The following is a 23,848-nucleotide window of genomic DNA, read 5'->3' as shown; positions in this document are numbered from 1 at the left end:
CTGCTTGATAATTTTCGGCTAAAGCCAATTTGATCTTTTATCAAATTGAACGGGCTAAAGCCCGTTCCTATTGATTTATTTCTTTGACTGAAGTTCAAATCTACAGTAACTTCGCCAAAGCCTGTTACTTTGGCGAAGCTTGATCGCTAAAACTGTTAATTCTAAACACTTTCCAAAATCTCGATGATTTCTTCGCCGTAGTTCTCGATTTTGTGTTTGCCGAAACCTTTGATGTCGATAAGTTCTTCCTTATTTAGTGGTTTGTACTTCGCGATGGAAAGAAGCTCATTGTTCGTCGCGATAAAATAAACGGGAAGTTTCTGATCTTTCGCTTTCTCGCTGCGCCAAAGTTTCAGGGACTCCAATATCTTGATTTCGTCGGGATTCAGTCCATCGTTTTCTTCCGCGGAGTATTTTTGGTTCTTGGATTCGTTGACGGTCATTTTCATTTCCTCGTAATAAAGGATCACCGACCAATAGCTTTCTTCGTCCTTCACAAACGCGGACTCGAATTTCAGGATATTGTTCTGCGCCAAAAACTGGTCGAGAATTTTCTGGTCGCCATAGATAAATTCATCCGACAGGCGAACTTTGATTAACTTGACTTTCATAACTGTATTTTTTTTGATTTGGTGACGGTAGAAACTTTGCCACTGACATTTTCGGCAATGGCAAAGTATCATTGATTATTTTCCTCCGAGAAGAACCAGCTCTTCAACACGGATTTCGGTGATGTAGCGTTTCACGCCGTCCTTATCATCGTAGGATTTGTAAACAATTTTTCCTTCTACTGCGATTTCTCTGCCTTTCTCTACGTACTTTTCGAAGATTTCCGCGGTTTTTCCATTGGCAACCAAATTGTGCCATTGCGTTTCCTCTACTTTTTCGCCCAATGCGTTGGTGTAGAAATCTGACGTTGCTAAAGTGACCTTAGCGATTTGTCCTTTTTCGAATTTCACGATTTCGACTTCTTTTCCTGTTCTACCGATTAAGGTAACTTTGTTTCTTAGTGACATGATCTTAAATTTTTATAATTAAACATTAGAAGTGCGGCTCACTGATTTTCCGCAAATCTCTGGTGCAAAGATTCACCGGGTTGGAAAACTTAGTCGGTAGAGAAATGTTTAAAGTCGTTTGTAGTCGTTTGTAACGAATAAAATATTAATATTCAGACTTTTACAAAAGATATTTTCTTTGCTTACAAAAGGTAATTTTCAAGTTATTTCCTAATTGCGTGAGCGATTGCAGCGGCATCTTTTTCTGGAGCGCAGCGGAAGAAAAGATACAGCGGAAAGCGCGGTTTTTTTTGGCGGGGAAATTGCGGATGCGAAAAAAACGCCCAAAAATTTTTACGAATTCGCTATCTTTGCAACTTCTAAAAATCTACAAGAAAATGAACCCCTTTATTGAAGAACTGAAATGGCGCGGACTTTTTGCCGACATGATGCCCGGAACCGATGAGCAACTGAATAAGGAAATGACCACTTGCTATATCGGGTTCGATCCTACTGCGGATTCGCTGCATATCGGGAGTTTGATTCAGATCAAGATTTTGGCGCATTTTCAGCAGCACGGCCATAAACCGATTGCTTTGGTTGGTGGTGCAACAGGAATGATCGGCGATCCGTCGGGAAAATCCAACGAAAGAAACCTACTGGATGAGCAGACTTTAAATCATTATGTTGACTGCCTGAAAAACCAACTTTCGAAATTCCTGAAATTCGACGGAGTAGCCAAAAACAAAGCCGAGTTGGTGAACAATTACGACTGGATGAAGGAGTTTTCCTTCCTCGATTTTATTCGCGATATCGGGAAGAACATCACGGTGAATTATATGATGGCGAAAGACTCTGTGAAGAAAAGGATCACGGGAGAAGGCGGCGCGGAAGGAATGAGCTTCACCGAGTTTACCTACCAACTTTTGCAGGGTTACGATTTCCTGCACCTTTACAAAGAAAAAAATGTGAAACTGCAAATGGGCGGTTCCGACCAGTGGGGAAATATCACGACGGGAACCGAGCTGATCCGCAGAAAAGCGCAGGGAGAAGCATTTGCTTTGACCGTTCCGCTCATCACAAAATCCGACGGCTCGAAATTCGGGAAATCCGAAAGCGGCGAGAATTACTGGCTCGATCCGAAGAAAACTTCGCCATACCGATTCTACCAGTTCTGGCTCAACGCGACCGATGACGATGCGGAAAGGTTTATTAAATTCTACACTTTCTTGGGAAAAGAAGAAATCGAGACCCTCATCGCAGAACATAAAACCGCACCACACGAACGAAAACTCCAGAAAAAACTGGCGGAAGAAGTGACAGTTTGGGTTCATAACCGGGAAGAGTTCGAAAAAGCGGTGAAGGCATCGGAAATCCTTTTCGGGCGATCAACTGCGGAAGATCTGGTGAATCTGGACGAAGCGACTTTCCTGGAAATTTTTGACGGTGTTCCCCAAAAGGAAATTTCGAAATCCGAGGTGATCGGTTCGAATGTGGTTGACTTGATTTCCGAGAAAAGCGGATTCCTGAAATCGAAAGGTGAAGCAAGAAGAGAACTGCAGCAAAACGCAATTTCCATCAACAAAGAAAAGGTAAACGACACGTTCGAAGTTGCCGAGAAAGACTTGATCGACGGCAAGTTTGTACTTCTACAAAAAGGCAAGAAGAATTACTTTATCGTGAAGGCGGTTTAGTAGCGAAAAACATATCCAAAGAAGAAATCCGCCTCTTTACGGGGCGGATTTCTCTGTAAAATTAATGAACTATGAAAAAAAAAAAATTAACCACTAAAAATTATAGTGTTTGTTGAAGCTACTTCCGTCTCCGGTTAATGTGTTAGTTTCGTTAACCTCGGTCTTTCCGTTTCATGCTCAGCAACCGCTCCGAAAGAAGCATCATTGTACAGTCGATACAAAACGGTGCAAGCGACTACCTTCTGAAAAACACATCCGTGGAAGAGTTCACCGACTGCATCCGCGGTGCTTTGTCGGGAAATATCGTTTTCTGCAGCGCCGTGAAGGAGATCATCAGCAAACCTTCCGAGGAAGAACTTATCGGGGTTCCGCGACTCACCAAGCGTGAAAAAGAAATCCTGAAGCTTCTGACCAAAAGAAAAACCAGCGTGATCATTGCCGAAGAACTTTTTCTGAGTCCGCTCACGGTAGATACGCATCGCAAGAACATCATGCAGAAATTCGGCGTAAAGAACGTCGCAGAAATGATCTCCATCGCATCGCAGAACGATCTGCTGAAATGATCCGCAAAAATCAAAAAAATCCTATCTTTGCCAATATGGCAATTATCATCTTCATTATCGTCCTGTGGTATTCAGGACTGTTTTTTCAAACTTTTTTCCTGCATCGTTACGCAGCGCACCAAACCTTCAAAATGTCGAGATTTGGCGAGAAAATCTGTTATGTCTTAACCTGGATCACGCAAGGTTCCAACTACCTTTCCGCTTACGGATACGGCGTAATGCACAGAATGCACCACGCGTATGCGGACACGGAAAAAGATCCGCACTCGCCAAAATACGACCATAACCTCTTCACGATGATGTGGCGCACCAAAAAAATCTACCAGCAGATCAACCAGCAAAAGGTAAAGATCGAGGAAAAATTCACCAAGAATGTTCCGCAATGGGAAGGTTTTGACCGTTTTGCAAGTTCGTGGGGATCCAGAATTGCGTGGGCCGCTTTGTACACTCTGTTCTTCTACTTCTTCGCAACCGCTTGGTGGCAATGGATTCTGCTTCCTGTCGCTTATCTGATGGCGCCGATTCATGGTGTGATCATCAATTGGTTTGGACACATCTACGGTTACGTAAATTTCAAAGTTTCCGACACCTCAAAAAACCTGTTCCATTTTGACTGGTTAATGATGGGGGAAGGTTATCACAACAACCACCACAAATATGGCGGAAGAGCCAATTTCGGCGGCGTGAGATGGCACGAAATCGACGTGACGTATTATATCATGATTTTACTCGACAAGATGAAACTCATCAAACTGAATCCTGTCGCAAATGTGAAGCGTGAGATTTAGAAATGTTTTTCATTAGTACTCATAAGCTGGTTGATTTCGACCAGCTTTTTTTTTGGAGATAGCTTATCATTAAAGATTTACTCAAAAGGAACAACAAACTGAAATTTCCGCAAGACAGAAAAAGTGTTTCCAATGATCAATAAAGCTGGATGATTTTTCAGGATGAACTTACTTTTTTACCTTCGAATTTCCTAACATTTTTGACTGAAAACGGGATGCAACGAATCGACAAACTTTAATGAAAAAGCAATTTTTATGTATTTTCAAATTGTCAATTATTTAACGATTTTTATAATAGATAAGAAAATATCGTAAACTGACTAATAAATGGCAAAAAATAACTTTTCTTTTAAAAAACAAAACCGTTAAAAAGAGCTAATCCTTAACCGAATTTTGATCAAAAAACTAAAAACTATCATTAATCTGATAAAAATAGAACAAATTCTTATTTGTAATTACTTAAACTATTTTTTCGATAATAATTTTAATTAATTAAAAATCAGATGTTAAAAACTACCTAATATAAATTAATTATTAAAGTAATAGAACGACACTGAAAAATGAGAGAAAATCTTCTTGGAAAATGATTGGAAATAAGAGATTGGCTTACAAGTAAACAAAATCAAATGAATATTCATTAATGATTGAATTCAAATATACACAATTATTTAAAATAATTAATAACATTATTAATGTAATATTTTTATTATAATTGATAATTTGTAAATAATTTCATATTGAATAAATCGCTCACTTTCTGATTAAAAACCGCCATTCAACATCAGAAAGACCGACTACGAAACACCCGACAAAAAGCTTTATCTTTGCGCTATGGATTTACAATATCTCGTTCGCGAACGGAAAAATATCACCGAAAAAACTCCACTTTTAATTCTGCTTCACGGATATGGAAGTAACGAGGAAGACCTCTTTTCCTTCACTCCTACTCTACCCGAAGATTGGCTCGTTGTAAGTTTCAGGGCGCCCTTTTCTACACCGTATGAAGGTTACTCGTGGTACGATATCGACTTGATGAATGCAGAAAACCGTATCGATATTCCGCAGGCAAGAAAGTCAGAACAAACGATTCTCGAAAACATTCTAAAAATCTCCAACCATTACGGACTCACCGAAAACGAAACTCATCTCTGCGGATTTTCGCAAGGTGGAATCCTGAGTTACGCGCTTGCTTTGCAGAATCCTGAACTTTTCTCAAAAGTTGCGTGTATGAGCTGTTATCCGGAGGAAAAGCTGCTCGACAATATTTCTAAAGACAAGAAAAAGCTCGAAAAGATGCGCTTCTTCATCTCGCACGGCACTGACGATGCAATTATCCCGCTTGACTGGGGAAGAAAAGCTGCGGATTTGCTGTACGATTTGGGATGCTATTTTACCTTCCGCGAGTATATGAGCGGACACGGCGTGAACCAAAAAAACTATATGGATCTGATGGATTTCTTCGGGGAATAGGGTGATTAAATTCGCAAGGAATTACGCAAACGCAAAGATTCTTTTTCTTTGCTCACCATTATGTTTAGCAAAGATTGCGGATGAATCCGCTGAATAAGCGTGCGCTTCATCTTTCCGACCTGTCGGAAAAAACTTTGCCTCCTTCATTAAAGAATAATTCATATCAGACTTTGCGATTTATTTTCTGCTCTACTTTGTCATTGCGAGGAACGAAGCCATCTCCACAAATGCACGAATGCTGCTTTCGCGGTACATAAGAAGAAGTTAGATCAATCAGGGAAAACCACCGTCGTATTTTTCACTTCCTTGATCGAGAAAGAGCTGTGTGTACTCGCAATATGCTGCATCGACGTGAGTTTGGAGACCATAAACTCGCGGTATTCCTCGATGTTTTCCATGCAGATTTTCAGGATGTAGTCGTAATCGCCGCTCACGTGGAAACATTCGAGGATTTCGGGGAACTTCACGATTTCCTTTTCAAACTGCGTGATGTATTCCTTGCTGTGCTGCGACAACTTCACGTGGCACAGAACCACGAAATCTTTTTTCACTAATTTCTTATCGATAATCGCAACATATTTTTCGATGACTTTCTGTCGCTCGAGTTTCTTGATCCGCTCGAAAACTGCGGTTGCCGAAAGATTAAGCTCATTCGCAAGTTCTTTTGTGGTTTTTTTGGAATTTTCCTGAAGCAGAACCAGGAGTTTTCGGTCTTTATCGTCGAAGTTCATCTGAATATTTTTTGGTAAAAGTTTAAGAATTCAAAAATAGCAAATTTTAAAACTAATTATTCTCAGAATAATGGAATTTAATTCTAAATTTTAATTTAAATATTGTTTTAAAATTTAGGAATTATCAAATTTATAGCACGCTTTAATTATAGCATTTTGAACTTGTAACCTCGAAATCTTCTTGACCCCATCGCTAAAGGGAGGAAAATTTCTTGACAAATGGATTTTACTTAAACTATCAAAAAAAAATAAAATCATGGATCATTTCAACGCAGCGAACAACATTCAGGATCTGCAGTTCTTCGGAGAATTCGGTGGAGTAAACCCTTCAATTTCAGACAGTTCTACCTACACTTTTCTTTCAGCAAAAACAATGTTTGACACATTTGAAGGAAATACCGACGGTTGCTATCTTTATTCAAGACATTCTTCGCCAAGCAATCTTTATCTCGCAAAAGCTCTCGCCAATATGGAGGGAACGGAAAATGCCAACGTAACCGCATCGGGAATGGGTGCAATTACTTCTACCCTGCTCCAACTCTGCAAAAGCGGCGACCATATTGTTTCCAGCAGAACCATTTACGGCGGAACTTATGCTTTCCTGAAAAATTTCCTGCCTGGATTCCAGATTCAGACGGCGTTTGTGGACATCACCAATTTAGAAAAAGTGGAAGCAGCGATTACTGAAAACACTAAGGTTATCTTCTGTGAAACGGTGAGCAATCCACTTCTGGAAGTTGCCGATTTGCAAGCTCTTTCCAAAATTTGTAAGAAGCACAACCTGAAATTGGTTGTTGACAATACTTTTTCGCCATTGTCGGTTTCGCCGATATTTTTGGGTGCGGATGTCGTGATCCACAGTTTGACGAAATTCATCAACGGGAGCAGTGATTCTGTAGGCGGCGTAATTTGCGGTGAACAGCAACTGATCGACGATCTGAAAAGCGTGAATACCGGTGCGTGTATGTTGTTGGGACCGACGATGGACAGTTTGCGCGCATCAAGTATTTTGAAGAATCTGAGAACGCTGCACATCCGGATGAAAAAACACAGCGAGAATGCGATGTTTCTTGCCGAAAATTTTGAAAAGGACAGACTGACCGTGAAATATCCAGGATTGAAAAGCCACAAAAACCACGAGCTTTTCAAAAAAATGATGCACGCAGAATATGGTTTTGGCGGATTGCTCACTCTCGACGTAAAAACGGTGGAAAAAGCCAACGAACTGATGGAAATGATGCAGAACGAAAATCTCGGATATCTCGCCGTGAGTCTTGGTTTCTATAAAACTTTATTCTCCGCATCGGGAACTTCTACCTCATCAGAAATTCCTGAAGAAGAAAGAAAAGAAATGGGACTTTCCGAAGGACTGATCCGCTTCTCGATCGGTCTCGACCACGATATCGAAAGAACCTATGGGAAAATGAAAGAGTGTATGAGGAAGACGGGCGTGCTGTAACAATTTCTACCAAATTTAATTAAAACTGAAAACAATACCTTTGTTGAAATATCAATTTCAGTATGAGAAAAATTACGCTTTTGTTACTATTATTCGCCGTCTTCGTTTCGGCGCAGGTAACGCTCAAAATAACTTCAGTTCCGACCAATACTCCTTCTGGAGCGAAGATTTACGTTTCTGGAACCTTTAACAATTGGAATCTTACCGCTTCGGAAATGCTTCCCGACGGAATGGGAAACTTTGTTTTCACCGTTCCAGAAGGTAGTGGAAATGCAGAATACAAATTCCACCGCGGAACTTGGCAACAGGTAGAAGGAAACGCGACTGGAGGATATTTACCGAACCGGACCTTTACTTTTACTGGGTCACCTCAAACGCTTAACCTTACTGTTCAATCCTGGGAAGATTTGGGAGGCGGTAATACGAGTACAGCAGCTTCAAATGTGCATATTATGAGCAATTCGTTCTATATGCCGCAATTGGACAGAAGCAGAAAAATCTGGATTTATCTTCCACCAGATTATGAAACCAGCACGAAAACTTACCCCGTTCTTTATATGCAGGATGGACAAAACCTGTTCGACAACGCAACCTGATTTTCTGGAGAATGGCAAATCGATGAAACGCTGAACAACCTTTTTGCACAGGGAGATTACGGTGCGATTGTAATTGGGATCGACAACGGCGGAACCACCAGGATTAACGAATACACTCCTTGGAACAACCCACAATACGGAGGCGGCGAAGGAGACCAATATATGCAGTTTGTGGCAGAAACGCTGAAACCGTACGTGGACGCAAATTACCGCACAAAACCAGGAGCAGAATATAATGCACTCATTGGAAGTTCTTTAGGAGCGCTGATTTCGAATTACGGAGGCGTGAAATACAGTGGGACTTTTTCCAAAATCGGGTCGTTCAGCCCAGCTTACTGGATTGTCGCTAACCAATTTAACAACTACATTCTAAACTCCACTTCGAATCTTTCTAATATGAGGATTTATTTTGTGGCGGGAACCAACGAAAGCGCAACGATGGCATCCGACATCGAAACCGTGAAAGACAACCTTCAGACAAAAGGATTGACAACAGCAAATACAAAGGTAAAGCTTGATTCCTACGGACAACACAACGAAAATTACTGGAAAGGAGAATTTGCCGGGGCTTACCAATGGCTTTTTCAGAACACGAATATGGGTACTGCAAATTCAGCAAAAAAAAACATTAGACTCAATTTCGAAAAAAACCGATTTTTCGTAAGCGGATTAAGCAGCGCCTCTGAAACTCGAATCTTTGATTTATCTGGAAAACTCCTAGAAAAAACCGAAGCAAAAAATGGATGGAATCCAACAACCAACCATTTAAAAACGGGGACCTATGTGATCAAAATCGGTGACTATTCAACTAAATTTATCATCAGATAAATAAAAGCAGAATATTCTTAATAATTGAAAAGCGCCAAATCGGCGCTTTTGTTATTCGTAGTTATTGGGATGAATTTTCTTAATAGCATCAACAGTTCCCAACACTTTGTCTTTCATGGAATTTTGGTAAGTTTCAAGTTTTTCAGAAATTTTCTGGTCGGTTGCTCCCAATATTTTTGCCGCTAAAATACCAGCATTGGTTGCGCCGTTCAACGCAACGGTCGCCACAGGAATTCCTGACGGCATCTGCAGAATCGACAAAATTGAATCCCATCCGTCAATCGAATTAGACGAAAGAATCGGAACCCCGATCACGGGCAAAGTTGTGCAACTCGCAACCATTCCCGGAAGATGCGCCGCTCCTCCCGCTCCCGCAATGATGACTTTCAGCCCTCGGTTTTTGGCAGTTTTTGCATAATCGAACATCCTTTCGGGCGTTCTGTGTGCAGAAACAACGGTGAGTTCGTAAGGAATTTCCATTGATTTCAAAAATTCCGCCGCTTGTTGCATTACCGGCAAATCGCTTTGGCTTCCCATAATTATTCCGACCATAGAAAAGAGTTTGAGGTTTGAAGTTTGACCCCGCATTCGCGGGACAGGGGTTTGAAGCTACTCGTCTCCCCAAATAATTTATGGTTTAAAGTTAAGGATTTTTAGGAAAATACCTTAACAACTCAAGCAAATCAAATGAGTAATGGTTTCAACCACAAAGTCACAAAGACAATATTATTAAAAGTGTCGAGGATAAAACAAGTTAACTACTCAATGTGCAAAAAAGTTCGAAAAGTTCCTGGATTTTACGGTTTCAATCTGGAAAAGAACCCGCTCTCGGTTATTGAAATATCACATTTAACCTTAGAAATTATTAATTCAACTTCGTTGGCTGTTCGTTGCATAACTTCTACCTTTGCAAAATATTTCGGGACACCCCGATTCCTTTTATGTTCAAAAAGATTTTTCACACCTACAAAGCGGCCTTCAGTGGACTGAGCAAAGAAAGCTGGATGCTCTCTTTTGTGATGCTCATCAACAGGATGGGAACAATGGCGGCGGTTTTTATGAGCGTGTATGTGACGAGGATTTTTGGCAGAAGTCTTGCCGATGCAGGTTTGGTCATTACGCTTTTCGGAGCGGGAGCGGTTTTGGGAGCATTGTCGAGCAGTTATTTTGTGAACAGGATCGGTTTCCGTGCGGTGCAGATTTTCACCAGTATTTTCAGCGGGATTCTTTTTATTTTCTTTGGCAAGATTACCGATTTTCATTTGCTGTGCGTTGTCGCGGTTTTGATTGGGTTGATCAGCGAAGCGTTCCGGCCTGCAAACTTCACGGCGGTTGCCTATTATTCCAAACCCGAAATGCTCACGAAATCCTATTCGCTCAACCGTTTTGCGGTGAATCTCGGGATGGGATTGGGAACTGCGTTCGGTGGTTTCTTGGCCGCGATCGATTATCATCTTTTGTTTTTTGTTGAAGGAAGCACCTATATTCTTGTCGGATTGTTGATTTTCTTTCTTCTCCCTAAAATCAACATTAGAAGAAAAAGTGATTCTACCAAAGAGGTCATTGCGCCGAAATCTCCTTGGAAAGATGCGCTCTATCTGAAATTCCTACTTCTTATTCTGATCTATATTTCGTGTTTTCTGGTAGTTTTCAAACTGGTACCCGTTTTCTGGAAAGATGTGCAGCATATCGACGAATCTTTGACGGGAAGTATTCTCGGACTCAACGGAATCCTGATCGCCGTTTTCGAGATGGTTTTGGTGCAGAATCTTCAAACCCGAAAAAGAGATATTCTCTATATTTATTCTGGGGTTTTTATTGCGGCAATCAGCTTTGCACTGATTCTTTTCCCAGTTGTTTCGGTCGTGGTTTCCGCGGTAATTGCAGTGATTTTCCTCACCATCAGTGAGATGCTTGCTTTGCCGTTCATCAACACTTTTGTGATGACAAGAGCAGGAGCGGAGAGTCGCGCAAGTTACGCTTCCGCATACACTTTTGTGTGGTCGCTTTCGGGAATTATCGCACCTGCAGGAGGCGCTTTTATCGCAGACCATTTCGGCTACAATGCTTTGTGGATCGTGTTAATTGTGTTGTGTATTATTTCCGCGGCAGGAATAAAATTACTTGCCCACCGACAAAAATCTGCCTTTTAATATGACGAAAGATTTGAAGCTCCTTTTCGCCATCCTCACCGTCGCCATTGTTTGGGGAACGACTTTCCTGGGAATCAGGATTGCGGTGGAAACTATTCCTCCCTGGTTTGTCGCGGGAATCCGACAGTTGATTGCAGCAACTTTGCTGATGGTGATTCTTCTTTTTTCTAAAGAGTTAAAGTGGATCGGCTGGAAAAATCTTAGAATACAGATTCTGTTTTCGATTCTGATGCTGATTGTTGCCAACGGAATGACCACCGTTGCCGAAAAACATATTACGAGCAGTCTCGCTTCACTGATTTCTGCGGCATCACCGATTTTGGTTTTTCTGGGAAGTATTTTTATCGGTTTGGAGCGGTTTACCTTCCGCTCGCTTTTAGGTATTTTTCTCGGTTTTGGCGGAATCCTCTTAATTTTCAAAGACGGACTGCACGATCTTGCAAACCCCGATTATCTTTGGGGAATCGTCGCAATTTTCATTGGAATTCTCGGTTGGTCGCTCGGTTCTATTTTTACCAAAAAATTGAATCTTCAGGAGCAGAACATTTCACTGAACCTGTTTTACCAGTTTGTGTTTGCAGCGGTGGTTCAGATTGTTTTTGGGTTTTTGTTTTCGAAAGAGATTGTGCCAGAAACGTGGTCGGTTAAGAGTTTTGGAGCAATTGTTTACCTCGGGATTTTCGGTTCGGTTGCAGCGTATTTTGCATTTCATTATTCATTGAAGAAAGTTTCGCCGACGCAGATTTCGCTTCTTTCTTATGTCAATACGATTATTGCCATATTTTTAGGTTGGCTGATTTTGAACGAAAAGATTTCGGCAACATTCTTATCCGCGACGGTGATGATTATTCTCGGGGTTTTTATCACGAATTACAAGAAAGGAATGTTTGGGAAAAAACGAAGTTAGAAGAACGAATTACGAAATACGAAATACGAAATACGAAGTACCATCACTTATCACTTATCACTTATCACTTATCACTTATCAGTTGCGACGCTCCAACTCACCAACTCACCTACACTCCAACTCACCCACACAAAAATTTTCTTTACCCCCATCCCTAAAGGGTGGAATTTTTTTTCTCCTACAGCTCCTTCCTCAATCGCGCAACAGGAATATTGAGTTGCTCGCGGTATTTTGCGATGGTTCTTCTGGCGATGTTATACCCTTTTTCTTTCAGTAAGCCTACCAAAGCATCGTCGGTTAAAGGTTTTCTCTTGTTCTCGTTATTGATCACATCCTGAAGATGGGTTTTGATTTCCTTCGTGGAAACTTCTTCGCCGTCGTCATTGGTCAATGAGTCCGAGAATAGGTTTTTCAGGTAAACAATACCATTCGGCGTATCGGCATATTTGCTTTTCACCACCCTTGAAATAGTGGAAATATCGAAACCTGTAATATCGGCAACATCCTTTAGAATCATCGGTTTCAGAGATTTATCGTCGCCCGTGATAAAGTAGTCTTTCTGTAGTTTTACGATTGCAGTAATCGTTTGCAGCAATGTATTTTGTCTTTGGTTTATAGCGTCGATATACCATTTCGCAGCATCCAGTTTCTGCTTGATGAACAAAGCCGCCTGCTTATGTTCCGCCGAAGTTTTGTCGTGAGAATAAGTGGTCAGAATATCTTTATATTCATCGGAAACACGCAAGGTCGGCGCATTTTTGCTGTTAAGGAGCGGGATTACTTCTACTCCTTTTTTTCCGTTGTCTTTCACCTGGATCACAAAATCCGGGATAATTTCCTGGTTAATGGTGATCGTCTGTGTATCGAAGTTTCCGCCGACTTTCGGGGAAAGCTTAGAGATCACTTCCAGCGCGTCTTTCAAATCCTCTTCCTCAATATCGTATTTTTGGATGATTTTGTTGTAATGCTTATTGGTTAAGGCATCGAATTGGTTTCTCAGAATATTCGCAGCAAGCATTACCGCTTTATCAGCACTTACTTTTTTCTCGATTTGGAGAAGCAGACATTCCTGCAGATTTCGCGCCCCAACTCCCGGTGGATCAAGCTTCTGGACATAATTCTCAAGAATATCGGCTACCTTTTCCTTGGTGGTATAAACACCGACAGAGAACGCCAAATCATCCACAATCTGCTTGATTTCGCGACGAAGATAACCGTCGTTGTCAAGGTTTCCGATAATATATTCCGCAATTTTCAGATCTTCCTTATCGATATTGACCAAATTGATCTGCTCCAAAAGATAGTCGTACAAGGATTGACCTTCCGTCAAAAGAGATTCATTGTCAAACTCCTCATCATCTGCGGAATAATTGCTGGACGCCGTTTTATAAGCAGGTTCGTCATCAAAAATATATTCGTTCACATCGAAATCGGTATCGATGCTTTCGGTTCCCTCGTCTTCAAAACCTTCATCCAAAGAGGAATAATCTTCTTCCTTCTGCTCTTCCTGAACTTTTTCCAGTGCAGGATTTTCTTCAAGTTCGCGTTCCAATTCCTCCTCAAATTCCAATGTGTGCAGTTGAATGAGCTTCATCAGCTGGATTTGTTGCGGTGCAAGTTTCTGCCCGAGTTTGATCTGTAGGTTTTGTTTCAGCATTGTATTCTTATTTCTCCGTTTTTCTTTTGATGGTGTGTTTAAATTTCAGCACAGCAAAGTTCAGTTCTACTGTAGTTTCTGTATCTGTCGTTTTCATTTCTTCTCCTAACAAGTCAGAAATTATTTCGCCGCTTTTCTGCATCAAGGTTTTCTGTTCCTTCTCGTCACTAATTTCTGCAAGCTGCGCAACTGTTCTCGAGAGTTCCCTGATTTTTCGTGAAGGTTTCAATTATTGCGATAGTCGTTTCCGTCGCCTTTTTACCTTTTAGGATCGTTGCAAGCATATACAGTCCCTTTTCAGTAAAAGCTTTTGGTTTTACTCGGCTCATCGCTAAATTTGTGGTCAAAGTTTTTGACCGCAAATCTTTAACTTCTTCTTTACCAAGCTCATATATGTATCCACTTGGGAATTTATCCGGATTATTCCGTAGCTTGATTCACCTCCTTAGTTTGAACTCCATACAAATCTGCAACGTCACTGTCGATAATGACTTTCGTATTCCGAATCGTGATGATTCTTTCTTCGACATTGGCAAATTGCAATTCCATTGGTGATGGTTCACCGAGTTTTCCTCTACGAATTTAGATAAATATTTTTAATTGAGCGCAAATTTGCACGATTTTTGCAGTAAAAAATTGTCAACAAAAAAAACTTTCAGGATTTCTGAAAGTTTTTTGTTTTATTTCTATGTCTTGAATTAAACAGCACTGAAATTCTTAATTAAAACTCTGCATTTTTCGGAGTTCTTGGGAAAGGAATCACATCTCGGATGTTGGTCATTCCCGTCACGAAAAGAATTAATCTTTCCAAACCTAAACCGAAACCTGCGTGCGGAACCGACCCGAATTTTCTGGTATCTAAATACCACCAAAGTTCGTGTTCATCCACATTCATCGCCTTCATCTTATCTTTCAGCACCTGAAGTTTTTCTTCCCTTTGCGAACCACCGATAATCTCGCCGATTCCCGGGAAAAGTACATCCATCGCGGCAACGGTTTTCCCGTCCTCGTTCAGTTTCATATAGAATGCCTTGATTTCTTTCGGGTAATCAAACAGAACGACTGGACTTTCAAAATGTTTCTCTACCAAATATCTTTCGTGCTCACTTTGTAAATCTGCTCCCCATTCCTCGATCGGGAACTGGAATTTTCCTTTCTTGTTTTCCTTGGAATTTTTCAGAATATCGATTGCCTCGGTGTAAGAAACCCTCTTGAAACGCTTCTTGATCACATTTTGAAGCTTCTCAATCAAACCTTCTGAAGCTCTTTCTTTCTCCGGTTTTTGTTTTTGCTCTTCCGCAAATCTTTTGTCCAAGAATTCTAGATCGTCTTTACAGCTTTCCAAAACATAACCGATCACGTATTTCAGAAAATCTTCCGCCAAATCGATATTGTCTTCCAGATTGTTAAAGGCAACTTCAGGTTCCACCATCCAGAATTCCGCAAGGTGACGCGTTGTATTTGAATTTTCTGCACGGAAAGTCGGACCAAAAGTGTAAACTCTTCCCAATCCCATCATCGCAGTCTCCACGTTTAGCTGACCCGAAACGGTAAGGTTGGTTTTCTTACCGAAAAAGTCCTGGTCAAAGTCGATATCGCCGTTTTCATCTCTTGGAATCTCATTGAGGTCGAACGAAGTAATCCCGAACATTTCACCGGCTCCTTCCGCATCTGCACCCGTGATGATCGGCGTGTTCATATAGAAGAACTGGTTTTGGTGGAAAAACTGGTGGATCGCAAAACTCACCGCACTTCTCACTCTGAAAACTGCACCGAAGAGGTTGGTTCGGAAGCGAAGGTGCGCCTGCTCACGAAGAATTTCGAGGGAGTGCTTTTTGGGCTGAAGAATCGTTTTGTCTCTTTCTTCGGTAAAGTTGTCTCCCAAAACCTGGATTTTCTTGGCAATGATTTCGATACTTTGTCCGCTTCCCTGGCTTTCTACCACTTCGCCGACAATCTTTAGCGAAGAAGCCGTAGAAATATTTTTAATCACGTTCTCGTCAAAATTTTCGAAATCTACCACCACCTGCAAATTGTTGATCGTGGAACCGTCGTTCAGCGCAATAAACCTGTTCGAACGGAATGCGCGAACCCATCCCTGAATGGTAATATCGTGGTGTAAAACTTTCCTGTAATCTCCGAGTAGTTCTTTTATCGTCGTTCTCATTTCGTATAAAATCAATAGCTGCAAAGGTAAGGATTTTGGCGTAATTCTTGATGCTGGAACCCATTTTTATTAAGAATGATAAGCATGGAATGAATCTTACAAAATCGCAAAATTTCATTAACAAAAAATCCAAGCACAATTTAGAAATTGATTATTGGCAAACTGCGCTTTCCGTTTTTGTTCCATAACCCCAACTGTAAACCTTTCAAACGCTCTGATTTATTGGAAAGACCAATCTGAATGCCTTTCATCGACTTGGCTTCATTGAAAAAAGAAACTTGCAAACCACTGAAATTTTCGGAATAATTGCCAATCGCAGCAATCGTAATTCCTGCGCCTTTTTCAGAATTGTTGGCAAATCCAGAGACATGAATACCGTTGAGCGTGCCGGAAGTATTATTATAAAAGTTTGCAGAAATCCCATTGGTCTTCACCGCATGATGATATGCAGAAACCCCAATTCCATTGACCGAATTTCCATCAGTCATTCCTCCGGTAGAAACATGAATTCCATTCACAACCACAGTTGCTTCCTCTTCAGCGGGAACCTCAATTCCGCGCGGAATCAAAGGATAGATTAGCACGAGCGGATTCAACTGAACATTTAAGCCATGATCTTTTGTTGGTGATAAGCATCAAGCACACCGAAATTAATTCCATTGACGTCATAATCTCCAAATTTCGATGGCGAAAACGCAATTAATTTACTTCGAGTAAACACCGAGTCTGCTTGCTGAGCAAATGAAAAACAAGAGAAAAAAGTAAAGAAAAAAATTAGCGTTGACTTTTTCATGACCGAAAATTTTAAATTAACGGTACAAAACTAAGTTACCGAATTTTCAAAAACATTGATCAGAATCAAGACTAATCACATCTTCAATGAGCATCACTCATCTTTTTTCGACGGTACGAGGAAAACATCCATCAATCCTTCCGGTAAAGACATTTTGATGAATTTTTCATCTCTGTTCACTTCCAAAATCCATTCTTTAATTATAGGAATAATAATTTCCTTGCCCGCCAAATCGAGGATGAAATAATGCTGCGCAGTTTGGTCATTTATTGACGTGATGGTTCCGCAGGATTTGCCATCATCTTCACGGATTTCGAAACCGATGACTTCGTGGTAATAAAACTTGTTGCCCGAAAGTTTCGGCAGCGTGGAAAGCGGAAGATATACGTCTCTCCCAATAGCTTGATCCACAAGCTGCTCCGTGGAATTTTTGAAGGAAATAATGAGTGTGTCGTTTTTGCTCCACGACTGTTTCGCGATGAAAAAAGGAACAAGCAACCCGTTGATCTCGATCAAGACCGAATCGAGTTTGTTGTACATTTCAGGTTGGTCGGTGTCGAGTTTCAGGAACACGTTTCCCTGAAGTCCATGTCGTCGGGTAATTTTTCCCAAAAAGTAGCAGTCGTCTTTTTTCATTAATTTTCGTTTTCGGAAATTTCTAAAATTTTATTGCTTCTATAATCTCACAGCGAAACCGTTTTCAAAATTCGTTTCGTCAATAAGAATGCGAACATTTGTCATGCTGAGGTTCTCGAAGCATATAAAAACAAATTATTCCACAAAGATAACGGCTTTTAAAATAACAAAGGCGCGATAAATCGCGCCTCCATATATTTCTGTAAGAAATTTTTTAAGCTTGCACGTCTTCAGTTCCTTCCGCGTCTGCAGCAGGAGTTTCAGTTGCTTCAGCTACAACTTCTTCAGTTGTTTCTTCTGCAGCAGGAGCGTTTGCAGCTTCTTCAGCGGCTTTCTCTTCTGCAAGTTTTGCCTCTTCAGCAGCTTTTGCGTCAGCTTCAGCTTTTGCAGCAGCGTCGATTCTTGCCTGGTTTACTTTAGCTTCAGCTTCGATCGCCGCTTTCTTAGCGTCTGCTTTTGCTTTTGCCAAACCGTCTTTCTTACCAAGAACCTGTTTTTCTTTGTTCTCCAACCAAGCGTTGAATCTCTTCTCAGCTTCAGCTTCGTCGAAAGCTCCTTTAGCTACACCGCCTTGAAGGTGTTTTTTGTAAAGTGCCCCTTTGTAAGAAAGGATCGCTCTCGCTGTGTCGGTTGGTTGTGCACCGTTGTTCAACCATTTTACCGCTGAATCCACGTTCAGGTCGATAATTGCAGGATTCGCAACAGGATTGTAAGTTCCCAATTTCTCGATGAATTTACCGTCTCTTTTTGCTCTTGCATCGGCTACTACGATGTGGAAGAAAGGTTTTCCTTTTTTCCCGTGTCTTTGTAATCTAATTTTTACTGACATAAATGTTTGATTTTGTGGGAACTCGTCCCGATTAATTATTGAGGGTGCAAAGATAGTAAATTTTTCAATGTAACAATCTATCAATGTAACAATTTGCGAATTATTTTGTGGTTTATTTGGAGCCGGGAACCTGCTTTCACTACTCGCTTTTTTATTCCTTGGCTAAGTCCATTCAAAGAAAAAGAGCTCAAACATGTCGTTCAATCAGGGCTAGTTACGATTCGACTTCTAATCAATTTTTTACAGTATTTGAAGAGTTTTTTCTAAATTAAATATAATTTACTTTATCCATAGTTAAATTTATGTTAATCATTCACCTCGATTACAAATTTAAACAAGTGTTTACTAATTTTGATTCTTAAATTTTAAAAATACAAGAATATGTCAATTAAATTAGGCGATACCGCACCGAATTTTCAAGCTGATTCTTCTTTGGGAGAACTCGATTTTTATAACTTTTTAGGGGATTCTTGGGGGATTTTGTTTTCCCATCCTGCAGATTATACTCCGGTTTGTACCACAGAATTGGGAATGACTTCCAAACTGAAAAGCGAATTCGATAAAAGAAACACCAAAGTCATCGCGCTTTCTGTAGATGATGCAGATGACCACCGCGGTTGGATTAAAGACATCAACGAAACCCAAAACTGCGCCGTAGATTTTCCAATCATCGCAGACAAAGACAAAAAAGTTTCCGAAATGTACGATTTCATCCATCCAAATGCTTCTGCAACGGCAACAGTTCGTTCGCTTCTCATCATCGACCCTGAAAAGAAAGTACGTTTAATCATTACGTATCCTGCTTCCACAGGAAGAAATTTCAATGAAATTCTTCGTGTGCTCGATTCTTTACAATTAACCGACAACTACAAAGTGGCAACTCCCGTAAATTGGAATGATGGTGACGATGTGATTGTTCCACCCGCAATTTCCACCGAAGATGCACGCGGAATTTTCCCGAAAGGGGTGACGGAACTGAAACCATATTTGCGATATACACCGCAACCGAATAAATAAGTGCCAAGTAAAAAGAGCCAAGTAATAAAAACACCCTTTCAAAGATTTTGAAAGGGTGTTTTTTACCAAGTTAATCTGAATAGATTTAAATCAAAAGCAAAATAATTGAAACCACTAGTCCAATTCCCGTGAAAATCATTCCTCTTTTGAACGCTTTTGATTTCGGGTTGAACATCCAAAAACTTGAAACCACAAAGAAGAACAATGAAATTCCAAACAAAGTATTCAATCCACCAAGTTTTTCTTTTGACGGGGCTTTGTGAAGTTTCGTCATTTTATCTAAAACATAAGGAAGTTCCTTTTTTACATATTTCGCTTCACCTGTTGCAGAATTATAGGTTCCTCCTTTGAAATACAAAATTCCATTCTCCGTTTTCTCTACTTCAAAACCTTTAATTTTGATTTCTTTCCCGAGTGCTTTCTCATCAAGATTTTTCTCAAAAACTTTCTCGTAGTTTTTTTCTTTCTTCAAAACATCGGTGTCGCGATAAACGAGCAAAACGCCGCTCACTGCATAAACTGTCATAATTCCCGCCATAAAATATCCGAGATAACGGTGCACAATCCTCATAAAAGTGCGGGTGTTTTTAATTTCTGCCATAAAGAGAGCGTTTGAAAAGGTTTGAGATGATTCGAGGTGGTTTGATATGGTTTGAAGCGGTTTGGTTACAGTTTGTAAGTCAAGGTGAAATAAAAGTTTCTTGGCGCAATCGGGTTCACCGAGTAATTTTCGTGCACGTTGAAGTTCTCGGCATTGAAGACATTTCCGATTTTTCCCTGAATCAGAAAGTTTTTGTAATCGTAACCTAAAGAGAAATCTACGGTGGCAAAGCCCTTCAAATCGACCATTCTTGTTACCTGCGATTGGTTTTTGGTATCGTTCCACCCCGCTTTTCTATCACCGGTGTAAAATGCGGACGCACCCAAGATCAGTCCTTTAAGTTGTTCATCAAACTTATAGAAAACCGACATATTTGCCGTGGTTGCAGGGGTTCGCACCAATCTTTGGTTTTCAACATAACCGTTTTCTGCAGGAGTTTCTGTATAAACCGCGTGGTTGTAAGAAATACCGCCAATCAATGACAGTTGCGGAGTCGGATTTCCCGTGATGTCGAGTTCAACTCCCCTGCTTCGTACCTTTCCCGCAAATTCCTTGATAGTTGAATCTGAATTTTCGGATCCGTCGGCTTTGAATCGTGCGGTGGTATAAGTATTTCTGTTGTCGATCTGGTAAACGTTCAGATTGACTGCCACTGAATTTTTAAAAAGATTCTTCTTTAATCCAACCTCAAACTGATCCACGATCGATGGCTTCAAAGGTTCTTCCGTTACCAGAAATCCCGAATTGGGAACGAAGGAATTGGTGTAGGTTCCGTAAACCGTGAAGTTTTCCGTCGGCGTGAAAACCAGTCCCGCTTTTGGGGAAAATGCGAAATCTTTCGTCCCAGTTTTCGGCGTTTCTTTTTCGGTTCCCGCAACGAAATCTTTTACAACCGTATCTTTATTTTCTAAATTTGAATATCGAATTCCACCCAAAACCTTGAACTGTTTGGTAATTTCCAGAAAATCCTGTGCATAAAACCCAAACCGCCGTGTCTCGATTCTGCTTCGGTTTTTCTTTTGGGAATCAGGCATCGCTCCGGAAATCCAGGTTGAAGGATCGTCTAACAGCAGGATTCCATTAGCATTTCCGTTAGTTCCGTAGAGATAGGAGGTTCCGTACGTTTTTCCGTTTGACGGGTTGAAATACGTGTAGCCGTCGTTGTTCCCGAAATCGCCGTCGGTTCCGAACAGGACTTTGTGGATGAGTTTTCCAGTCTTGAATTCACCGTTCAGATTGATTTGCAAGGAAGCCAAATTCTGCTCGTTGTAGGTTCTGTTCAAAGGTCTCAACCAACTTCTGTCGGGTTGTTTCGGGGAATTGTAATACCACTGGATTCTTTCGGTTGAAAAATAATCCTTCGTGTAATTTTGGTAGGCAATTACGGAATTCACCATCCAGTTGTCATTCAGCTGATGATTCACGATGATGTCGGTTGTCGCCATCTGATTCGTTTGATATTGCCAGTTTGCACCAAGAAAATCGCTTTTCTTTAATCCTGTTTCAAACGAAGAAATCATCGTTTGGTAATCCGAAAGCGAACCAATTCCAAAATCTGGCGTGAAGTCGTGTTTCAGGTAATCAGCTTCCAGAATAATTTGTGTATTTTCACCAAGATTAAAGGCAAAAGACGGATTGAAATAATGCTTCTGCGATTTCACTACATCCCGAAAACTGTTGGCATATTCGTAAGTTCCATTCATTCTAAATGCAACTTTTTTGCTCAACGGACCGAAAATATCCACCGTCGGTTTATAGGTATTCCAGCTTCCTGCGCTCATCCCGACACTTCCGCCGAAATTGAAACGCGGCTTCTTGGTAATCATATTGATAATCCCACCGGGAGCGACATTTCCGTACAGCATTGCGTTTGCACCCTTCAACACCTCCACTCTTTCCAGCGCGGAAACTTCGGGAAACATTCCGCTGTTGACTTTCGAGCCGTTTTTGAACATATTCTCATTACCAAAGGTAAAACCTCGACCGCCGAAACTGTCTTGAGAACCGCCTCGTGAAGAAGTAAGATACAGCCCGTTCACATTTCTGATCACGTCGCTCAACTGCTTCGACTGCTGCTGTTCGATCACTTCGTGGGCAACGACAGCAATCGGTTGCGGATTTTCAATGGCCGGAATATTGGACTTGAAAGAAGAAATTCTCGCCTGGTTTGGATTTCCCGTTCGGTGCATATGGATATCCTCAATTTCCTGAATTCTCAGCGTGTCGCTTTCCTGCTGATACATCATTTGCGCCTTTCCACAAATCGCACACACCATTAATCCTGCTGAAAGTATCTCTTTGGTCATTTACCTTTTATTTAGAATGAATTAAAATAACGGTGCAAATGTAGAGAAGAAATCCGCAAAAGCAAAATTTATTTTGAACAATTCTAAATAAAGAATTAAAACAGTTGTTTAAATTACTGAAAATGAGCCAGAAAAATTCGCTACTGATTTTCGTCAGTTTCTACTATTGACAAAGAGAAAACCCACCAGAAAATAGATAACACTGATGAATATATAAGAAATTCCATTCTGAGCAGTCGCCGTTCCGATCAAGACAATTACCACTCCCAGAATAGCGGTTACCGCCATAAAATATTTGAAAAAACGGTTTCCTTTGAATATGTCCTTTTTGATGAGAGAAAGCAAACCGACGAACAGCGCACCATTGACCATGTAGATAAACGCAATCGGAATCGCGGAAATATCGTAATTTATTTCAGTGAAAAAAGGGAGCGTGTTCGTGAGGTAATACAAAACCAAATAGAAAACGATCACCACAAATGCAAGAACCGCACTGTTGATCGGCGTATTCGTCTTTTCGTTCACTTTCCCAAGTTTCAGAAACTTTCGGGAATTTTCAAGATTGTAAAACTGGTAAGGAACCCGCGTCGAAGCCAACAGCAAACCGTTGGACGTTCCCAAAACCGAAATAATTACAAAAACCTGAATCAAGACCGCTCCGCTTTTTGCGGCAATTTTGCGCGAAAACTCAGTGATATAGGTGTCCTTCAATTCCAGAATATCTGAGCTGTCCATTCTCAAAACAATTCCGCAATAGTACAGAACATAAACCAACAAGACGGTCAAAGTTCCGATGATTAAAGCTTTCGGCAGATTTTTCTCAGAATTCCGGATCTCTCCCGAAAGTTGGGTCGCAATGTACCAACCGTCAAACGCAAACGAAATCGGGATGAAACTTGCCGCCACCAAAAGCCACAAACTTTGATCCGAACTCAGGTTTGTCGTAGCATTGGTAAAAGCATTGGCTTCTGTCACATTTCCCTGCGCAATGCTCAAAATCCCCAAAGAAGCGATAAAAATTAAAGGAATGAGCTTAATGACCGTCGTCAACTGCTGAAAAATCCCGCTGCTTTTCGGACGGAATATATTCATCCCGAGAAAAAGACATAGATTGAAAAAACCAATCAGCGAGTAATGTAAAAATGTCGGTTTGAACGCCGTAAATTCCGCCAAAAGATGCGCAATATAAATCCCTGAAACCGTGAAAAGCACTGCAGTAAGCAGCGGATAAAACAAACTCAGATACATCCAGCCGACGAAAGCCGCAGATTTTTTGCCAAAACGGTATTCGACATAATTCAGGATTCCACCGTCTTTTGGGAAAATCTCCGCATAATTCGCCATCGATGCCGCCGCAAAAACCACGCTCACTCCAACGAAGACAAATCCCAGCAAACCCGCGAGAATATTTCCCTGAGCGGCAAAAAGAACATCATCAACTTTGAAAAAAATACCGGAACCAATGACCTGTCCGATCACTAAAGAGATGGCTGTAAATAATCCGTATTTGGGTTCGAGACGGGAAGACATAAAAGTTTGAGGTTTGAGGTTTTAAGTTTGACGTTTTAGGTTTTGGGTTTGAAGTTTCGAGTTTACTCACAATCTAACTTATTTTTTTTGAGTTCGTGAATGCTTCGCATTTCAAGTTTCAAGTTTGG

23 protein-coding genes and 2 pseudogenes are annotated in these 23,848 nt (G+C 40.9%); 10 read left to right on the top strand and 15 right to left on the bottom strand.

Translation table 11 applies throughout. The features are described 5' to 3' along the window. Positions 1–161: 161 nt before the first annotated feature. Together MTP09_RS03800 and MTP09_RS03795 are read right to left on the bottom strand one after the other, a co-directional pair. Entirely contained in the window at positions 162–611 is a 450-nt protein-coding gene (locus MTP09_RS03800) for an HRDC domain-containing protein (protein WP_243550682.1), read from the bottom strand. 75 nt (positions 612–686) lie between these two features. After that, positions 687–1,016, bottom strand: a complete 330-nt coding sequence (locus tag MTP09_RS03795; protein WP_243550681.1) for a single-stranded DNA-binding protein — start codon at positions 1,014–1,016, stop codon at positions 687–689. A gap of 377 nt (positions 1,017–1,393) precedes the next feature. Here MTP09_RS03795 and tyrS point away from each other — a divergent pair, with 377 nt between their 5' ends. From tyrS to MTP09_RS03775, 4 genes are all read left to right on the top strand, one after another. After that, on the top strand, positions 1,394–2,689 hold the full coding sequence (gene tyrS / locus MTP09_RS03790) for a tyrosine--tRNA ligase (protein WP_243550680.1): 1,296 nt from the start codon (positions 1,394–1,396) through the stop codon (positions 2,687–2,689). A 173-nt stretch (positions 2,690–2,862) separates the two neighbouring features. Then, positions 2,863–3,252 (top strand): LuxR C-terminal-related transcriptional regulator, encoded by a 390-nt coding sequence (locus tag MTP09_RS03785; protein ID WP_243550679.1) that lies wholly within the window; start codon positions 2,863–2,865, stop codon positions 3,250–3,252. A gap of 35 nt (positions 3,253–3,287) precedes the next feature. Then, positions 3,288–4,040 carry an acyl-CoA desaturase gene (locus MTP09_RS03780; RefSeq protein WP_243550678.1) on the top strand — a complete coding sequence of 251 codons (753 nt, stop codon included), beginning with the start codon at positions 3,288–3,290 and terminating at the stop codon, positions 4,038–4,040. A gap of 831 nt (positions 4,041–4,871) precedes the next feature. Beyond that, entirely contained in the window at positions 4,872–5,510 is a 639-nt protein-coding gene (locus MTP09_RS03775) for an alpha/beta hydrolase (protein ID WP_243550677.1), read from the top strand. Positions 5,511–5,779: 269 nt separating this feature from the next. Here the strand turns inward: MTP09_RS03775 and MTP09_RS03770 are convergent, their stop codons facing one another. After that, positions 5,780–6,241 carry an Lrp/AsnC family transcriptional regulator gene (locus MTP09_RS03770; RefSeq protein ID WP_243550676.1) on the bottom strand — a complete coding sequence of 154 codons (462 nt, stop codon included), beginning with the start codon at positions 6,239–6,241 and terminating at the stop codon, positions 5,780–5,782. A gap of 256 nt (positions 6,242–6,497) precedes the next feature. On the opposite strand from MTP09_RS03770, the gene MTP09_RS03765 reads away from it, so the two are divergent. The 3 genes and pseudogenes from MTP09_RS03765 (at position 6,498) to MTP09_RS14525 (ending at position 9,124) form a co-directional block, all read left to right on the top strand. Next, the gene (locus tag MTP09_RS03765; protein ID WP_243550675.1) at positions 6,498–7,700 is read left to right on the top strand and encodes an aminotransferase class I/II-fold pyridoxal phosphate-dependent enzyme; all 1,203 of its coding nucleotides are present in this window, start codon (positions 6,498–6,500) and stop codon (positions 7,698–7,700) included. 62 nt (positions 7,701–7,762) lie between these two features. Further along, a pseudogene (locus MTP09_RS14530) lies at positions 7,763–8,860 on the top strand (alpha/beta hydrolase); the annotation flags it as partial. 33 nt (positions 8,861–8,893) lie between these two features. Further along, complete coding sequence (locus tag MTP09_RS14525) at positions 8,894–9,124, top strand: T9SS type A sorting domain-containing protein (protein ID WP_396022249.1); 231 nt, start codon at positions 8,894–8,896, stop codon at positions 9,122–9,124. Between the two features lie 51 nt (positions 9,125–9,175). On the opposite strand, the gene purE is transcribed toward MTP09_RS14525, so the two are convergent. Next, complete coding sequence (gene purE, locus MTP09_RS03750) at positions 9,176–9,676, bottom strand: 5-(carboxyamino)imidazole ribonucleotide mutase (protein WP_243550673.1); 501 nt, start codon at positions 9,674–9,676, stop codon at positions 9,176–9,178. A 389-nt stretch (positions 9,677–10,065) separates the two neighbouring features. On the opposite strand from purE, the gene MTP09_RS03745 reads away from it, so the two are divergent. Both MTP09_RS03745 and MTP09_RS03740 read left to right on the top strand, forming a co-directional pair. Beyond that, positions 10,066–11,277 (top strand): MFS transporter, encoded by a 1,212-nt coding sequence (locus tag MTP09_RS03745; protein WP_243550672.1) that lies wholly within the window; start codon positions 10,066–10,068, stop codon positions 11,275–11,277. A 1-nt stretch (position 11,278) separates the two neighbouring features. Then, on the top strand, positions 11,279–12,184 hold the full coding sequence (locus MTP09_RS03740; protein ID WP_243550671.1) for an EamA family transporter: 906 nt from the start codon (positions 11,279–11,281) through the stop codon (positions 12,182–12,184). Positions 12,185–12,362: 178 nt separating this feature from the next. On the opposite strand, the gene rpoN is transcribed toward MTP09_RS03740, so the two are convergent. The 8 genes and pseudogenes from rpoN to MTP09_RS03700 form a co-directional block, all read right to left on the bottom strand. After that, the gene (gene rpoN / locus MTP09_RS03735) at positions 12,363–13,841 is read right to left on the bottom strand and encodes an RNA polymerase factor sigma-54 (RefSeq protein WP_243550670.1); all 1,479 of its coding nucleotides are present in this window, start codon (positions 13,839–13,841) and stop codon (positions 12,363–12,365) included. Between the two features lie 7 nt (positions 13,842–13,848). Continuing rightward, the gene (locus MTP09_RS03730) at positions 13,849–14,070 is read right to left on the bottom strand and encodes a hypothetical protein (RefSeq protein WP_243551695.1); all 222 of its coding nucleotides are present in this window, start codon (positions 14,068–14,070) and stop codon (positions 13,849–13,851) included. Further along, a pseudogene (locus tag MTP09_RS03725) lies at positions 14,009–14,390 on the bottom strand (ORF6N domain-containing protein). The gene MTP09_RS03730 and the pseudogene MTP09_RS03725 overlap by 62 nt, the downstream one beginning before the upstream one ends. 172 nt (positions 14,391–14,562) lie before the next feature. Beyond that, a complete protein-coding gene (gene asnS, locus MTP09_RS03720) occupies positions 14,563–16,008 on the bottom strand; it encodes an asparagine--tRNA ligase (protein WP_243550669.1) in 1,446 nt (481 codons plus the stop codon). 140 nt (positions 16,009–16,148) lie between these two features. Beyond that, complete coding sequence (locus MTP09_RS03715; protein ID WP_243550668.1) at positions 16,149–16,604, bottom strand: LA_2272 family surface repeat-containing protein; 456 nt, start codon at positions 16,602–16,604, stop codon at positions 16,149–16,151. 8 nt (positions 16,605–16,612) lie between these two features. Then, a complete protein-coding gene (locus MTP09_RS03710) occupies positions 16,613–16,801 on the bottom strand; it encodes a hypothetical protein (protein ID WP_243550667.1) in 189 nt (62 codons plus the stop codon). 93 nt (positions 16,802–16,894) lie between these two features. Then, positions 16,895–17,437, bottom strand: coding sequence for a ribosome maturation factor RimM (gene rimM, locus MTP09_RS03705; RefSeq protein ID WP_243550666.1), 543 nt, complete (start codon positions 17,435–17,437; stop codon positions 16,895–16,897). 214 nt (positions 17,438–17,651) lie between these two features. Continuing rightward, on the bottom strand, positions 17,652–18,266 hold the full coding sequence (locus MTP09_RS03700) for a 30S ribosomal protein S16 (protein WP_243550665.1): 615 nt from the start codon (positions 18,264–18,266) through the stop codon (positions 17,652–17,654). A 381-nt stretch (positions 18,267–18,647) separates the two neighbouring features. Between MTP09_RS03700 and MTP09_RS03695 the strand changes: the two genes are divergently transcribed. Continuing rightward, positions 18,648–19,283 (top strand): peroxiredoxin, encoded by a 636-nt coding sequence (locus tag MTP09_RS03695; protein ID WP_243550664.1) that lies wholly within the window; start codon positions 18,648–18,650, stop codon positions 19,281–19,283. Positions 19,284–19,368: 85 nt separating this feature from the next. Here MTP09_RS03695 and MTP09_RS03690 read toward each other — a convergent pair whose 3' ends face one another. The 3 genes from MTP09_RS03690 to MTP09_RS03680 form a co-directional block, all read right to left on the bottom strand. After that, positions 19,369–19,884 (bottom strand): hypothetical protein, encoded by a 516-nt coding sequence (locus MTP09_RS03690; protein ID WP_243550663.1) that lies wholly within the window; start codon positions 19,882–19,884, stop codon positions 19,369–19,371. A 65-nt stretch (positions 19,885–19,949) separates the two neighbouring features. Further along, positions 19,950–22,190: a TonB-dependent siderophore receptor gene (locus tag MTP09_RS03685; RefSeq protein ID WP_243550662.1), complete on the bottom strand. Its 2,241-nt coding sequence runs from the start codon at positions 22,188–22,190 to the stop codon at positions 19,950–19,952. A gap of 153 nt (positions 22,191–22,343) precedes the next feature. Next, positions 22,344–23,720, bottom strand: a complete 1,377-nt coding sequence (locus MTP09_RS03680) for an APC family permease (protein WP_243550661.1) — start codon at positions 23,718–23,720, stop codon at positions 22,344–22,346. Between the last annotated feature and the right edge of the window lie 128 nt (positions 23,721–23,848).

The organism is Chryseobacterium suipulveris (genome assembly GCF_022811685.1).
Taxonomy (GTDB): Bacteria; Bacteroidota; Bacteroidia; order Flavobacteriales; family Weeksellaceae; genus Kaistella; species Kaistella suipulveris.
Note: the sequence above shows the minus strand (reverse complement) of the source record. Positions and strands in the feature narration are given on the sequence as shown.

Excerpts from the sequence above, each read along its gene's own strand:
- MTP09_RS03800 (WP_243550682.1), bottom strand. The coding sequence starts at position 611 with ATGAAAGTCAAGTTAATCAAAGTTCGCCTGTCGGATGAATTTATCTAT.
- MTP09_RS03795 (WP_243550681.1), bottom strand. The coding sequence starts at position 1,016 with ATGTCACTAAGAAACAAAGTTACCTTAATCGGTAGAACAGGAAAAGAA.
- tyrS (WP_243550680.1), top strand. The coding sequence starts at position 1,394 with ATGAACCCCTTTATTGAAGAACTGAAATGGCGCGGACTTTTTGCCGAC.
- MTP09_RS03785 (WP_243550679.1), top strand. The coding sequence starts at position 2,863 with ATGCTCAGCAACCGCTCCGAAAGAAGCATCATTGTACAGTCGATACAA.
- MTP09_RS03780 (WP_243550678.1), top strand. The coding sequence starts at position 3,288 with ATGGCAATTATCATCTTCATTATCGTCCTGTGGTATTCAGGACTGTTT.
- MTP09_RS03775 (WP_243550677.1), top strand. The coding sequence starts at position 4,872 with ATGGATTTACAATATCTCGTTCGCGAACGGAAAAATATCACCGAAAAA.
- MTP09_RS03770 (WP_243550676.1), bottom strand. The coding sequence starts at position 6,241 with ATGAACTTCGACGATAAAGACCGAAAACTCCTGGTTCTGCTTCAGGAA.
- MTP09_RS03765 (WP_243550675.1), top strand. The coding sequence starts at position 6,498 with ATGGATCATTTCAACGCAGCGAACAACATTCAGGATCTGCAGTTCTTC.
- MTP09_RS14525 (WP_396022249.1), top strand. The coding sequence starts at position 8,894 with ATGGGTACTGCAAATTCAGCAAAAAAAAACATTAGACTCAATTTCGAA.
- purE (WP_243550673.1), bottom strand. The coding sequence starts at position 9,676 with ATGGTCGGAATAATTATGGGAAGCCAAAGCGATTTGCCGGTAATGCAA.
- MTP09_RS03745 (WP_243550672.1), top strand. The coding sequence starts at position 10,066 with ATGTTCAAAAAGATTTTTCACACCTACAAAGCGGCCTTCAGTGGACTG.
- MTP09_RS03740 (WP_243550671.1), top strand. The coding sequence starts at position 11,279 with ATGACGAAAGATTTGAAGCTCCTTTTCGCCATCCTCACCGTCGCCATT.
- rpoN (WP_243550670.1), bottom strand. The coding sequence starts at position 13,841 with ATGCTGAAACAAAACCTACAGATCAAACTCGGGCAGAAACTTGCACCG.
- asnS (WP_243550669.1), bottom strand. The coding sequence starts at position 16,008 with ATGAGAACGACGATAAAAGAACTACTCGGAGATTACAGGAAAGTTTTA.
- MTP09_RS03710 (WP_243550667.1), bottom strand. The coding sequence starts at position 16,801 with ATGAAAAAGTCAACGCTAATTTTTTTCTTTACTTTTTTCTCTTGTTTT.
- rimM (WP_243550666.1), bottom strand. The coding sequence starts at position 17,437 with ATGAAAAAAGACGACTGCTACTTTTTGGGAAAAATTACCCGACGACAT.
- MTP09_RS03700 (WP_243550665.1), bottom strand. The coding sequence starts at position 18,266 with ATGTCAGTAAAAATTAGATTACAAAGACACGGGAAAAAAGGAAAACCT.
- MTP09_RS03695 (WP_243550664.1), top strand. The coding sequence starts at position 18,648 with ATGTCAATTAAATTAGGCGATACCGCACCGAATTTTCAAGCTGATTCT.
- MTP09_RS03690 (WP_243550663.1), bottom strand. The coding sequence starts at position 19,884 with ATGGCAGAAATTAAAAACACCCGCACTTTTATGAGGATTGTGCACCGT.
- MTP09_RS03685 (WP_243550662.1), bottom strand. The coding sequence starts at position 22,190 with ATGACCAAAGAGATACTTTCAGCAGGATTAATGGTGTGTGCGATTTGT.
- MTP09_RS03680 (WP_243550661.1), bottom strand. The coding sequence starts at position 23,720 with ATGTCTTCCCGTCTCGAACCCAAATACGGATTATTTACAGCCATCTCT.